This window comes from Actinoplanes sp. NPDC051851 (assembly GCF_040681165.1).
In the GTDB taxonomy this organism is placed as follows: domain Bacteria; phylum Actinomycetota; class Actinomycetes; order Mycobacteriales; family Micromonosporaceae; genus Actinoplanes.
Map to the genome: position 1 here is coordinate 1 of NZ_JBFAYF010000118.1, position 13,642 is coordinate 13,642.

At 66.4% G+C, this 13,642-nt stretch carries 11 protein-coding genes; 3 read left to right on the forward strand and 8 right to left on the reverse strand.

Annotation, left to right across the window (positions count from 1 at the left end):
• Positions 1-69: 69 nt before the first annotated feature.
• The 4 genes from AB0M08_RS46155 to istA all read right to left on the reverse strand — a co-directional run bounded on the left by AB0M08_RS46155 (position 70) and on the right by istA (position 7,518).
• A complete protein-coding gene (locus tag AB0M08_RS46155) occupies positions 70-2,247 on the reverse strand; it encodes an NACHT domain-containing protein (RefSeq protein WP_364508330.1) in 2,178 nt (725 codons plus the stop codon).
• 157 nt (positions 2,248-2,404) lie between these two features.
• Positions 2,405-5,023, reverse strand: coding sequence for a TrlF family AAA-like ATPase (locus AB0M08_RS46160; RefSeq protein ID WP_364508352.1), 2,619 nt, complete (start codon positions 5,021-5,023; stop codon positions 2,405-2,407).
• Positions 5,024-5,227: 204 nt separating this feature from the next.
• A complete protein-coding gene (istB, locus tag AB0M08_RS46165; protein WP_364508332.1) occupies positions 5,228-6,019 on the reverse strand; it encodes an IS21-like element helper ATPase IstB in 792 nt (263 codons plus the stop codon).
• Positions 6,016-7,518 (reverse strand): IS21 family transposase, encoded by a 1,503-nt coding sequence (gene istA, locus AB0M08_RS46170; RefSeq protein WP_364508334.1) that lies wholly within the window; start codon positions 7,516-7,518, stop codon positions 6,016-6,018. The genes istB and istA overlap by 4 nt, the downstream gene beginning before the upstream one ends.
• A gap of 380 nt (positions 7,519-7,898) precedes the next feature.
• Between istA and AB0M08_RS46175 the strand changes: the two genes are divergently transcribed.
• Positions 7,899-9,884, forward strand: a complete 1,986-nt coding sequence (locus AB0M08_RS46175) for a hypothetical protein (RefSeq protein WP_364508337.1) — start codon at positions 7,899-7,901, stop codon at positions 9,882-9,884.
• 60 nt (positions 9,885-9,944) lie between these two features.
• On the opposite strand, the gene AB0M08_RS46180 is transcribed toward AB0M08_RS46175, so the two are convergent.
• Genes AB0M08_RS46180 through AB0M08_RS46190 form a run of 3 tightly spaced genes read right to left on the reverse strand, consistent with a single transcriptional unit; the run spans position 9,945 to position 11,194 of the window.
• Positions 9,945-10,880 (reverse strand): hypothetical protein, encoded by a 936-nt coding sequence (locus tag AB0M08_RS46180; protein WP_364508340.1) that lies wholly within the window; start codon positions 10,878-10,880, stop codon positions 9,945-9,947.
• Positions 10,881-10,889: 9 nt separating this feature from the next.
• Positions 10,890-11,018, reverse strand: a complete 129-nt coding sequence (locus AB0M08_RS46185) for a hypothetical protein (protein WP_364508341.1) — start codon at positions 11,016-11,018, stop codon at positions 10,890-10,892.
• Between the two features lie 53 nt (positions 11,019-11,071).
• Entirely contained in the window at positions 11,072-11,194 is a 123-nt protein-coding gene (locus tag AB0M08_RS46190) for a hypothetical protein (RefSeq protein ID WP_364508344.1), read from the reverse strand.
• A 109-nt stretch (positions 11,195-11,303) separates the two neighbouring features.
• On the opposite strand from AB0M08_RS46190, the gene AB0M08_RS46195 reads away from it, so the two are divergent.
• Together AB0M08_RS46195 and AB0M08_RS46200 are read left to right on the forward strand one after the other, a co-directional pair.
• Positions 11,304-11,657, forward strand: a complete 354-nt coding sequence (locus AB0M08_RS46195; protein WP_364508347.1) for a hypothetical protein — start codon at positions 11,304-11,306, stop codon at positions 11,655-11,657.
• Positions 11,630-12,445: a hypothetical protein gene (locus tag AB0M08_RS46200; protein WP_364508349.1), complete on the forward strand. Its 816-nt coding sequence runs from the start codon at positions 11,630-11,632 to the stop codon at positions 12,443-12,445. Before AB0M08_RS46195 ends, AB0M08_RS46200 begins: the two co-directional genes overlap by 28 nt.
• Positions 12,446-12,492: 47 nt before the next feature.
• Here AB0M08_RS46200 and AB0M08_RS46205 read toward each other — a convergent pair whose 3' ends face one another.
• On the reverse strand, positions 12,493-13,587 hold the full coding sequence (locus AB0M08_RS46205) for a tyrosine-type recombinase/integrase (RefSeq protein WP_364508354.1): 1,095 nt from the start codon (positions 13,585-13,587) through the stop codon (positions 12,493-12,495).
• Between the last annotated feature and the right edge of the window lie 55 nt (positions 13,588-13,642).

Below are 13,642 nucleotides of genomic sequence, written 5' to 3' on the forward strand. Positions count from 1 at the left end.
CATCGAGTGATCACTATCTACTGCGAACCAGGAGAATAATCTCCAAACGGATCCAAAACATCAATCAACTCAAATAGTTCGCAACCGCCCTCTCAGGCGTCTCACTGCTCCAACACACAGGCTGGTCAGCCCGTAGAGCACCGGGATAACGATCATGAGTAGCGGGATCAGGAAGCCACAGGCGACGGTGGTAGCGAGAACGGTCATTGCGAGAAAGGCCTGCTGCTGACCTCCGACGGCGACGAGCAACACGCCGCCGAGCAGGCCGAAAAGCAGCCCGCCGAGCAAGCTACCACGCAGGGCGGAGTAGGGACGGATGCCATACCAAGGGGCCGTCGTCCCGGGCCCGGGCGGCATATCCGGATCGATTTGGTAACCCGACATCGCCAGTAACCCGACCGAGCCTGCTGCCGCACCGACCAACCATCCAACACTCGCGTCAGGAGCGATCACGCTAATCGCAACGTCGACGCTGGCCCCTACCAACAGCGCATAGGCGAGCGCGAATGTCAGAGCCGGAACAACACGACCGACGAAATCTCGGATGTTCGCCCAATCGGCTAGCAAGGACTCTGCCCAGTCCATACCTGCGCCGTCGCGGTAGTCCGCTGCCATCAAGAGAACCCGCACTGCTGCGACGATCAAGCCGAGACCAACACCTACCCCAACGACGACGCCCAGCAGACTGCTGGCCCCCTCACCGATGAACAGCCCGAGCACCGCTGCGGTCAATCTTCCGATGATGTAGCACACCAAACCGGCGGGAACCAGCGGAAACAAGGCCAGTGGAATACCGAGGCGCGGTCGCTGAGCAGAAACGACATCGACATAGGCGCGGACGGCCGTGACGATCAACGTCAGCCGGTCCGCGATTCGCTCCGGGTGCGCCGGCGCCGTGAGCGCGGGGACATCACGTGCCCAGTCGAAGTCCTTGCTTCCCCATCGGTCCAGGTTCCCGGCAAGGAAGCGCAGCCACCGTTCGACATCGGTAGGGTCGTACTGGCGGCGGGGCCGGAAGAAGTCGGCTGGGTCGTTACTCGGAGGCCGAGTCATGACAGTTGCCGCCACAAGCCGGTCGAACAGGTGCGTACGCAATGCGTTGGCCTCGACAAACCGTACGTCATCGAGCAGTGGGGCGGGGTCGGTTCGCGGCGTGAGGTAGGCGACGCGTAGGAGCCAGAGGCCCAGGGGAGCAGATGCGACCTCCGCGATGGCGCGGGCTGGCTTGTCTTGCTCGTCTGCCGTGCGCAGCCTGGTAAGCAGGGCCCGCCAACTCGGCCCTGGGTCAGCGGGTAGGCAACGCTCGATGTAATCGGCTGCTGCGTCGGCCGAGAGCGGTTGCGGCTCGATCACGACCGCAGACGGCAAGACACGCCCGTACGCCTCGACCGCAGCCAGGTATTCATCAGCTCGGCTCGTCACTATCAGCTGTGTGCTGCCGTCCATCGCGGTGTGCATGGCCTCAAGGAGCTGTGGCCGAACCTCTGCGGTGGCTTCGTCGAATCCGTCAATCACGGGCATCACGTGCCCCTGCACCGCAAGATCACGAACGACCTGGGCCTGGTGCCCTGCCACGAGCAGCTCGGGGTAGTCCTGTTCGATCGCATAGGCCACCCAATCCCACAGCGTGCGGTACCGTTCCGGATCCCAACTCGCTCCGGACAGCAGCACCGGAACCGGTGCAGCGGAATCGTCCACGCGCTCCCGGAGCAGCTCCAGAAGAATCTGCACGGCCAGCGTCGTCTTGCCGGCCCCCGCTCCACCCAGGATCACGAGACGGCCACGCCGTAGTTGACGGAAGTCCGCAATCAACGTGGCGACGTCGGCGCTCGATGCGACAGTGAGCACATTGTTTGTCAGATTGCCCGGAGCATCGATTAGCCGTTGGTCGCCCGTCCTGTGCCATTGCACTGGAATCGGATCAGGATCATCCAGCGCCCGGATCCGGGATTCGGTACGCCATCGCTCGTAGACGAGCGGTGCCAACTCTCCACGCAGCTGGGCGATGTCGGCTGCGGTGACCCGCGTCGGCCGACGGGCTTGATGCCACCAGCGCAGCAGCGGTATCACCAAGGGCAGCAGTGTCAAAGGGATCGAAACCAGCTGCGCCAGGTTCGCTGCTGTCGACAGGTCCCGTGCCCGGAGCCCCCACACCAGCAGCGAAAAGCACAAGGCAATCCCGCCCATCGCAGCGAGTAGGGCAAGGGTGGGCGAACGCGACTTTCGCGCCTTGGCGATTCGTGTCACATAGCGTACCTAACCGAACACAGTTGGATGAGTCAACGTCCTTACCCGGCATTCGATGCTGCACTCCGGCGAAACCGCACCGGACCTGGCCCCGTAGGAAAACAGGGCACACCGCACGAATGCCCAGTCGCCGGCTTTGCCCCAGCAGTGTCGTTGTTCAGCGTGCTGAGTGATAGCGGCGTGCTCGATCTTGGAAAGCCTTGTCTCCGCCTTCGAGGATCTGGCGAGCTGCGTCAGCGACTGCGGGTTCGTCGATGGCTCCGCAGGCGACGACTCGGCTTTGCTCGATGGTGGCGTCGAGAGCGAGGATCATCTCGGCGTCGCCGAGGATGGGGATGTTTGGGTTGTGGGTAGCCACGATGATCTGCCGGCGGCTGGCGACGTCGGCGAGTTGCCGGACGACCTGGTCGTAGATGTAGCGGTTGTCGAGGTCGTCTTCCGGTTGGTCGATGATTAGCGGGTCGGTGCCGGTGATCAGCGCGAGAGACAGCATCGCGGTGGCCTTCTGCCCCGGGCTTACCCGGCGAACGTCGAGCCATTGCGGCTGTTCGGGAACGCCGAGGTTGATCTCGACGACGATAGAGTCCGGGGTCGCGCACTGCTCGATGCTGCGCAGGTTCGCCGCACTCAGGGCACGCATCTTCCGAGCGGTTGTACCGCTTGCGCCGAGTTTGACGAGATGTTCCTCCTCGCCTTTCAGCGCCGCGACGAGGACGGCGGGGCCGGCGTCAGCGAGCTTGGCCAGTTGGTCGCGGTTGACGTTCTGCCCGGATACCAGGGCGATCAGGAGCCTGAGTAGTTCGGTGTGATCACCCTGGGGCTGGACTACGACGCGGACGCGCCCACCGACTGAAGCCGTGAGCTCGGCCGCCGCAACCTGCAGCAGCTGCGAGACGGAGCGCCTCACGTCGCGTAGTTGTTCGATCTCTAGGTCATGCTGCGCGCCGAGGGCGCTGAGACGATCGCGTTTCGCAGGCGCGTCGGCCACTACACGTTCGAGGTGTGCCGCCGTGCGCTGCTTTCGGGCCAGCTCGTCCGGAGCCTTCAACCCGGCTTCGGCGAGCGCCACGTTGATCTGGTGCCGGCGGGCTTGGACCAGGTGCTCGTGCTCCCTCGCCGCCGGGTCGAAGGTGTTTCGGGCCATGCGAATGGCATCGGTGATCGTTTGGGCGGCGGCACGGATGGCTGACTCTGCCTGAGCCGTGGCCTCGGACAATGCCAGTGGAACGCAGTCATGTTCGCGAAGGGCCGGTCGGTCAGCGGCGTTGAGGATTTGGTCGGCGAGTGGTCCTAGATCTTCCAGCCAGGCCGCGAGTGCGGCCACCTCCTCCTCCACAGCGGTGAGGTCGCGGGACGATGCGACCTGTTGCATTGCTCCGCGCCGACCGGCGACCTCAAGCTGATCGCGGAGATCTTTCAACTTCTCCTCGCTGTCGACCACCTTCTCCAAGGCCGTTTCGAGTTCGTCGAGCCCGCCCGTGGTCTTTGCGAGTTCTTGGAGAAGTCGGGTTTCCTCCGTGTAGGCAGCCTTGAGGTCCGGGTTCGCGGAGATGGCGAGGAACCTGCGCAGAGCGTCCTGATCGTCGGGTAGCAGTGCGAGTTCGCGTTGGCCGTAGACGCTGATGTTGAATCGGCGGGTGACCTCGATGCCGGTGTCGACGCCGTTACGCAGTAACTGCGGCGCGCCGTCGTCTCCGGACCTGACGATGTCGTAGGCCTGCTGGTCAGCAGCGACGACGCCCAGGGTGGCCGTCGCGTTGGCGGAGAAGTTGACGACACGATTGTCGCGATTGTCGCGTGTCTTCGGCTCGGCGGCCGCGCAGACATGTCGCAGGATCTCGATCGTGGTGGATTTCCCGGTGCCCTTGCCTCCGATGATGGCGTTCAGCCCCGGTCCGAGTTCGACTGAGAGGTCGGCGTGGAACCCGCCGTTGACGGCGATACGGGTGAGGCGAGGCCAGGTCGGTTCGATCCCGTCGAGGAAGCGAAGTCCCGGAACCCCGCCGAACTTGGTGCGTAGACGCTCGGGGAAACGAATTCGCTGTTCAGGCATCAGGAATGCCTGGCGCAGGCTCTCGAGGGTGGGAGGCGTGCCGAGCTTCAGGTACACCGCCCTCTGACCGACTGTCTCGAGGTCCCGTACGTCTCCTGAGACGAACCAGGCCGGAATCTGGTCGCCGAACTGAGAGCGCGGGTTACGCAGAACGTCCAAGCCCTGCTGGCCCCAGACGTCGAAGCCGGCAACGTATCCGCTCTGCGCTACCTGAGCGCTGGTGTTGCACACGTTGCTGGCGAACAGACCGATGCCCTTGGCAGTCGAATGCGGGGCGAGGACCAGTGCTCCGTACGTCGTGGCGGCCTTCTTGACCAGCTCCAAGGGCGAACCGACGTTGGTTGGCGCCGGCACTCGCTTCTCGTTCAGCGGGTCGGGGCCGTTCGGCGGGAACAACGAGGACAGGAACTGCTGTCCTCGTTTGTAGCCGTCGTCGGTGCAGTCCCAGATCGCCATCAGATGGCACTTGTTGACGTTGAACTCGATGCCCGGGAACACGGTCACCCCATACCGGTGCCCCGCGGCGGCGAGAACCGGATACCAGGCGAGGCTGTTGTGGTCGGTGACTGCGATGACGGAGACGCCCGCGTCCGCATGCGCTTTGATCAGCGTGTCAGCGAAGGCGTCATTCGGTGCAGGACCACCGACGTCGCCGTACTTCTGGTGAAAATCGGCCGGGGTATGGACTTGTAGATCCGCCAGCACCCATCGGGAGTAACCCACGAGGAAAGACGATAGATCGACATGACCAGCAGTGACGACCGTCTTTTCATCCAGCTTGCGCCATGCCAACGTCCCGACCTGGGAATATAGGTGTCAATGGCCAATCAGTTCGCCCCAGAGGCGGCCAGTAGTCGTCCCCGCTGGCGGCCACGGTTTCTCCCCGCTGGCGGCCAGTTAAGTTCCCCGCCGCGGGTGGTGCTGTGCTCAGTGCAGGGCTTTGACGCCTTGCCCGGCGGTGGCTTGGTTGAACCGGTAGCTGTCACCCTGGGTCACGACGACGTGAGCGTGGTGCAGGAGCCGGTCGACCGTGGCGGTGGCCAGCGTCTTCGGCATGATCTCGTCGAAGCCCGAGGGGTGCAGGTTCGAGCTGACGGCGAGGCTGCGCCGCTCGTAAGCAGCGTCGACCAGGCGGTAGAAGCCTTCGGCGGCGTCCGGCGAGACCGGCAGCAGGCCGATGTCATCGATGATGATCAGGTCGGTGCGGATCAGCCGGCTCATCGCTCGAGTGACCGAGTCGTCGGGGCGGTGCCGGCGGACCATGACGCCGAGGTCTTCGATGGTGAACCAGGCGACGGTCATGCCGGCCTCGACGGCAGCCTGGCCCAGGGCCTCGCAGAAGTGGCTCTTGCCGGTGCCCGACGGTCCGCAGATCGACACGTTCTCCTTGCGGTGCACCCATTCCAGGCTGCGTAGCGCGTCCTGGGTCGGCCGCGGGATCGACGAGGCCGCCTCGTCCCAGTCGCCGAAGGTTTTGCCGGATGGGAACGCGGCGCGTTTGCGGCGGGTCCGCAGATTCGCCTGGTCACGGCCGGCGGCTTCCTCCGCGAGCAGGACCCGAACGACCTCGGCGGGGTCCCAGCGTTGCGCTTTCGCGGTCGGGACCAGGTCGGCCATGGCTCGGCGCAGGTGCGGCAGTTTCAGCCGCTTGGTGAGCTCGATCGCTTCGGTCAGGGGGTCACCGGCGGCGCCGGTGACCCGCAGCGGGGTGATGGTCACTGTTCTCCTGTCGTGGTGCCGAACGTTGACCAGGCAGAAGTGCCTGGTTGCAGGCTGTGGGTCTCACTGGCCCGGGTCGGGGCGGCGTCGTCGCCGCGCTGGTGGGCGAGCAGTCGCAGCAGGTCGTTGTCGGCGAACCGGCCCGCGATGGCGGCGGTGCCCAGGGCCTTGTCGACGTCGGCCGGGTCGTGCAGTTTGGCCAGGGCGACGGCTTCGGTCATCTTGCGGCGGACCCCGCGGACGCCGGTGGCGGCGGCTTCGACCAGCCACGCGGCAGCACCGGGGCCGAGGGCCAGGAACGCGGCCTCGTCGGCGCTGCGGGCTCGCGGCACCCGCTGGTCGGTGTCGACCTGGCGCGTCCTGGCCGGGTAGTGCTCGTCGACGATCGACGGCCGTCCGGGCTGAGCCCGCTCGTGGCGGGCGACTTCGGCCGGGCCGGTGTCGGTAACAGCGGTGACGATCAGCTCGTCGCCGTGGAACCGGGCCCAGACCCTCGTGTCGACCAGGTGGTGCGGGACCGAGTAGCGCACACCCTCGACGGAGATGGTGCAGTCCCAGTTCACCCGGCGAGTGGTGCCGAACGCGACCGTGAACGGCTGGGCGGGCAGCGGGTGCAGTCGCTGCTGCTCTTCGAGGAGGGCTTCGGCCGGGCGGCGGCGGGTGTCGCGGTGGATCCGTTCGTTGACCTGCTCGGTGAAGTCGCGGCAGGCCGCCTCGAGCTCCGCGAACTTGCGGTACTGATCCAGCAGGTTCGCACTCGTCGGGACCAGGTCGGCCTTGGCGATCTTCACGGTGTTCTCGGCGCCGCCCTTGGACTGCGGGTCGGCCGGGACGCAGGTGCGGATCGTCATTCCGTAGTGCCGGGCGACCTGCACGATCTCCGGGTTCCGGACGGCGATGTCCGCGACGTGCTCGACCGTGATGGTCTTCTCGTTGTCGGTGAGCACGTAGGCCGGCACCCCACCGAGCCGGCGCAGAGTGGCGTCCAGGCAGGCCACGATCGTCGGCAGGGTCTTGTCCAGCACCGGGATCACGACCCTGAACCGCGACCAGGGCAGCCACGCGCACCACAACGTGGTCCGCCGCCCGCCGATCCGCGGTCCCTCGCCCCAGTCGAACTGCATCCACAGCCCCGGCTCCGGAATCCATGGCCGGAACACCCGCCTCTGACCGGCCTGCCAGGACTTCTTCACCGCGGCGACCGCCCGGCGAGTGGTGCGTTCCCCGCCGGCGAAGCCCATCGCGGTGATCCGCCGGTGCACCACGTCGGCGCGGATCCGGCCGCCCGAGCGGGCCACCAGCTCCTCGATCTTGTCCATGAACTCGTCGAGCGGCCGGGCCCGCTGCGCACGCTCCTCGGGACTGCGGCCCTCCGCCCGCAGCTTCACATACCGGGCCACGGTGTGGTGGTCGCACCCCGCCAGCTCGGCCGCCGCACGGTAACTACCCGTGAGGTCGTAGGCCTCCAAGATTTCCACGATCTCCCTGCCGCTCTTCACGCCGCCGACCCTCGCCGACCGGCATCCGGTGTTGATCAGCGGGGAGATATCTGGCCATCCACGGGGAGAACCCTGGCCATCAGCGGGGCGGTAAATGGCCGCCTATGGGGATCATTCCCTGGCCGCGCACATATAGGTATAAGTCGAGCGGAAATCTCACTCCGCAGAAGTACGCCCGACTACCCTTTGCAGTCCGTCGCGGTAGCAGGCGGCCGTGGCCGACCTCAAGACGGACGATGTCACCACGCTCCTAGCCAGGTCATTCGGTGCGTCGTCCCCTCCCAGCTCGGGCGAACGCGATGATTCTTGGGTGGGACGAGGATTCGACTCGTCGGAAACGTCACGGTCGTCGGCCTTGAGGCGTCGGCGACACTGGTGGCGTGGATGACGCGACGCGGCAAGCGGTGAGGGCAGCTCTTGGCTCTTTGGGTGAACTCTGGGTGCCCCAGCCGGCGGCCGCTACCGAGCCTCTCGTTCCGGTCACCGGTGTCCAATGGCAGACGGTGCTGCAGGACAGCAACGTGTTGGGTTTTCTGGAGCTGGTGCGTGAGGCGCTCACCCGCATTGACGCGGCGGTCAAGGGTGGTCCGCGTTCGGTGGGCCGCCGGCTCCGTCTTCGGGCCATCGACCTGGCCGAGGCGGTTCACGGCTTGAACGCGGCGACCGCCGATGTTCTCGCGTTCGATCCGCCTCAGGGGGATAGGCGTGCGGCTTTCGGTGTTCATGCTGATCTGGTTCCCGCTGCAATCGCTCAGCTGCTGGAGGACATGAAGGAAGGCGCCGGATCGGGCAGTGTGCCACTGGGCCTGATTGCCGATTTCGAGGGCTTCATCGAGGCCGAGCTGCTGGTGGAGGTCGTTGACGACGATCGCACCGCGAGGGTCTACGGAATCCCACAAGCCGATCTTGAAAGTATGCCGTTGCAGGTCGGGCAGGGTCTGCGGGCGGCGTTCAGTGATCGTCAGGGCGAGTTTGAGCAGATCACTGCCTGTATTGCCGGATTCGCCAGCCGAGGTCAGCCGCTGTTGGAACAGTTGGACGGCGCGTTGCATCCGTTCGCGCTGGCCGCCGATTTGCACCCGCTGGTTGCTCATCGTGCTGCTCGTGATGCGTGCGACTTGGTCCAGGCCGCTGTCGCTCGGGATGTGAGCGCGACCGCCGACGTCATAATCAGCGCGGTGGCCAGGGATCAAAAGGCCTTCTCGACGCACCGCGGTCTCTCGAAGACTCGTCGTGAGATCGCGGCCGCAACCGATGACGACGCGCTGACGCGCGAGATCGCTGAGTTGTACCGGGCGTTGTGTGAGGGGCCGCTGCGGTCGGCGGCTGTCGAGATCTTGGGATTTCTCGGTGAGACGCAGTCGAACACCGTCGGCCTCAACGAGATCAGGAGCCGGCTACTCGTCCACCGTGACGAGTCTCCCCTGTGCGAGACGATCGCCTCGCTCATCGTGCCGGCATGGCGTAACGCCCGAGCGCACGAGGATCTGCACTGGGACCCCGAACGCGGAGTGGCAGTGTTCGGGGAGACCGCTGTCGACCTGCTGGACGTCGAGGCGACAGCGGAGCTCGTCTGGTCCGTGTCTCGAGGTTTCCAAGCGGGCATCCAGATCGCCCGTAGCGTCCTCCCATCGTTCGCCGAGGCCATGAGCCGGGTTGAGGGCGCCGGTTCGCCGATCAATCGCAACACCCAGCTGACGAAGTCGTTCGGCCTGCTCACCTTGATCGTGTCCGACATTCGGCGGAATCGGGACCACGTCACCGTGGTCCTGAAGCCGTTGCGCGGGACCGGTTTGGCGAGCCGTATCGGCTTTGCTCTGGTCAACGCGGCAGAGCTCGACTCATCGGTGAACGTATGGACCTTGGAGGCTGACGATCTTCCTGCCTTCTCGGTCGGGCGTGCGGCAGCTCAGCTCGCGGCTTCCCTCTTCGGCCCTGGGCCTGACGGCCGATCCGGGTTTCTGTATCCGACCAGCTTCGCTCCGCTCTTGGCCGATGCTCTGACCCGTCACGGCGTCGCCATCGAGGAGGCCGGGGCTCAGGCATGGGATCTACCACTACGCGACACACTGACCCACCTCCCGCAGTTCGTCGTCGCGGGAGGGCTGGGCCGGCAGAGCAGGCTGCGGAACTTCAGGCGTGCCACCCGGCGCACAGGCCAAGCCGTGCAGGCCGTCGCGACGCACCTCGGCGTTCAGGCGCCCGGGAATCTCGACCTCACCGCTTTGTGCACCATCCTGAGGAAACTCGAGCAACGCCCTCACGACCGTCTGCTCGCTGGATCTCTTCGCCAGGAGTACGAGCGTCTCGTAGCCGCGCTCGGGCCCCGGCCTGCCGACCATCCCTGGGATCGCCTCACAGCGTGAAGGTGCAAGGTGGTGCCGGCCGAGTGCGGCCGAAGGTCACGAACGGGGTTGGCAGCCAGGTCATCGCAGCTGCGGGAACTGTTGTCGCAGGTCGGCGAAGGCCTGGCGGTAGCCGTCGCGGCCGTGCACGTAGGCGAGGCAGACCAGGATCTCCATCACTGCGACCAGTGAGTCCTGCTCGGTTGAGTGGAACAGGGTGGTGATGGCCCAGTCCTGCGGGGACTGTTCATAGTCGCCGTCGGGCGGTACCGGCCTGCTGGTGCGGGGTGGCTGTGCCCGCTCGAGGACGCCCCAGCAGTGGGCGCAATCGTCGAAGGGCTTGGGGACCGGGGCGCCACGGCGCAGCGCGGCGACGGCCGGGGCGATCTGTGGTAGGTCGATCAGGCCAGCCTCTTGCAGACACTGCAGCGCCGCCCACGCCGCGACCTGGCGGTGCGTCTGATCGTCGGCGTCTGCCAGCGCGAATTCGAGATCCATGTCGAGCCGGGACAGGTCCTCGTAATACAAGCCTGCGCCGGAGCCCAGTAGGCGCCGCAGGCGTTCGGTGGGCACCCGGTCGCCCCACCGTTCGCGTGCCCGTTGGTCGAGCCGGTCGGTCTCGGCCTGCTCGTCCGCCTGCTGTTCCTGCTCGGTCAGCGTGCGCCGGGCCCGGTGCCAGTAGGCCGCCCTCTCGCCGGTCTGTTTCACGATCCGGCCCGGTGCCAGCGGGCCTGGCCAGAACTGCAGCAGGTAGGAGCCCGAAACTTCGTCGGTGTCGTCGGCTTCCTCGAAGCCGCAGATGCAGTAGCGGACTCGGTAGTCGCCGCGCGGCATGGTGAACTCGTGTGCATCGGCCATGAGCCCGGTCAGCGAGGCCTGCTCCGACTGGGCGGTGAAAGAGACTTCCACGACCTCTTCCCAGGCCGGGTCCAGCGCTGGTTCGGTGTCGTGTAACTCGAGCCGGAACGGTACCCAGCCGGTGTGGGTGCCGACCTGGAGCCGGAGGAGGCCCGGCACGCCAGCGCCTCACAGCCCGTTGCTCTCGTCGGCCCACGGCGCCTCAAGGTCGGTGTCGTCGACGTCGTCTCCGCACGTCATCGACGCGGATCCGTAGGAGAGGAAGACGCGTGGCTCGTCGAGCAGCACAGTCGCCATGGAACTCGATGCCTCCTCATGCCCGGGTACCTGATGTCAGAATCGCGCACTGGTTAAACGGCCGGGGCGGCATTGCGGGAAGTCGGGTGGTGCAGCGGGGTGACCCGGGCCAGCACGGCCATTCCGTCGTACCGCCGCATGGCCGCCAAGGCGAGCGGGGTCTCATCCAACACCATGAACGCTCTCAATCACGGCGCCAGCTCTGGGCATGATCATCGCCGGACGGGTCGCCGGTGCAGGTGAATTTGGGTGGTCGGCATTCTGGGTGGCCCCTATTGTTGCGCCATGGTCGCACTGGTGTTCGACGATCCGAAGGTCTCATGTACGACCCCGCTCACGGCGACGGAGTCGCGGGTCAACTGGTTCTTGAAGTCGACGCGACCGGAGGCGAGCGAGGCCCGGCGGGTCGTGAACGACATGTACGCGCGGTTCCTCGATCCGAGCGGCCGGTTCCGCAGCCGTCTACGCAGCCAGAAGGACGCGCTCCACCGTTCCGCCCTCGACGAGCTGCTCGTGCACGACCTGTTGAGCCGGACCTACCGGGTGGAGCACGAAGACGTGGGGGCGACGGGGAACGCCCGGACTTCGCGCTGTTCGACGGCGACGAGCACGTGGCCACGGTCGAGGTCTATTCGTTGATGCTGCGGCAGGAATGGCAGGACGAGCAACGGAGGCACGGCCGGATCGAAACCGTGCTGAATCACCGGCTTCGGCCGACGACGCACTTCATCGGCTTCGAGGTGAAGGCCTGGACCGAGAGCTCCGATCTCGAGCATCTCGTTGGCTGGGTCGCTGACGTCCTTGACCAGCTGCGGACGAACCCGGGCGCCCTCCCGGTCGGCCAATCCGGCATGCCCGAGAAGGTCTACGACCACGGCACGGCGAGGATCGACTTCCACTTCTGGGCAGCCGACTCCGCGCCGGACGACACCGACCGAATCTCCGTCGGCGGACCGCCAATCGGCGGCTTCATCAACTCGGCGTCCCGCCTTCGCGCTGCCTTGAAATACAAGACGAAGAAGTACGACCTCCGCGGGAAGCCGTTCGCGGTCGTCGTCGGGCTCGTGGACCCCATGTGCGATCTGGACGATGTGCTGAACGCGCTGGTCGGGGACACTGCGGTCGTCCTCGCCACGGGCGAGGACACGCGTACCGAGGACGGCGTGTTCGGTCCTCAGGCCAGCAACGGCCGCGGACAACGGCGCCCTGAACTGTCCGCTGTGTTCGCCTTGCAGAACTGGTTCCCCGGTGGCCCGTATGTACCTCGTCTCACCAGGTTCGATAATCCTGTCGCCGCCGTTGAATTCCCGGCAGACGCGTTGCCGTTCGGCGGGCACTGGGGTGTGACCGGGAAGACCGAGCGACAGGTCCGCGCCGACTGGCTGGTTCGGCCCGTCCCGCCAACATTCGCAGACACGGCGGCGTAGAGCGGGGGCCGGCAAGCCGCGGCCCTTCTGCCTTCAGGACGCGGTGCTCACGGCACAGCCTGTGGTGCCGCACCCATGACAGGGCCGACCTCGTGCAACGCCTCGAGAAGGAGCCGCGCCGTCGACTCGGCCGCATCCTTGGCCTGGTCGGGCAGAACCGTTGCGTAGGTGTCGGCGGTGAAGGCGTAGCTGGTGTGGCCGAGCATGTCCTGGACGGTTTTGAGTTCGACGTGGGCGGCCAGGGCGAGGGTGGCGGCGCCGTGGCGCAGGCTGTGGAGCCGGATCGGTGGGAGTTCGGAGTCGGCGACGAGCGTGGCGAACCGGTGGGTCAGCCAGTCCGGCCGGATCGGCCGGCCCAGTCGGATGAACACCGGGCCGTCGGGCCGCCACTGCTTGCCGGCCTCCTGCAACTGCTCGCACTGGTGGTGCTGGTGGATGCGAAGCGCAACGGTGGTGGCGTGATCGAGGGCGATGGTGCGTTGGCCGGCGGCGGTCTTCGGGACGTCTTGGTAGGGCTGGCCGTAGGCGTGGGCGATGGTGTGGTTGACCGTGAGGGTGTTCTCGGCCAGGTCGAGGTCGGTCCAGCGTAGGGCGCAGAGTTCGCCGCGGCGTAGACCACGGAGAGCCGCGAGCCACCAGAGGGCGTAGAGCGGGTCGTCGCGGACGAAGAGCAGGAACTCGGCGAGTTGCTGTGGTGTCCAGACCGCTACGACTGGGTGCTGGCCGTCCTGCTGCCAGGCGGCGACCCGGGACGCCGACCACGGCTGCGGGCGGTGCCGGCGTGGGCGGGGAAGGACGATCAGCCGGGCGGGGTTGATGGTCAGGAGCTGTTCGCGGATCGCCATGTTCAGTGCGCGGCGCAAGGTGGCTCGGATCTTCTGCAGGGTCGCGGCGGACAGCGGTGCTCCGGTGCGGCTGGGTTGGGCGCCGATCTCGGTGAACATGGCTTCGACGTGTGCGGGTCGCAGGTCGGCGAGGGTGTGGTGGCCGAGGTAGGGGATGAGGTAGCGGCGTGCGTGGATGGTGTAGCCGGCCACGGTCGAGCGGCGGACCTGGCCGGGCAGGGTCAGGAGCCAGCGGCGTAGCCGGGCGTGTCTGATGGTCTGTGTAATTGATCGGCTTCCATGTCGAGGAGTACACAAGTGACCATGACTAGTGATCAGATGGCCGGACCGTTGGGTGCGGCGGTGGCTGGTC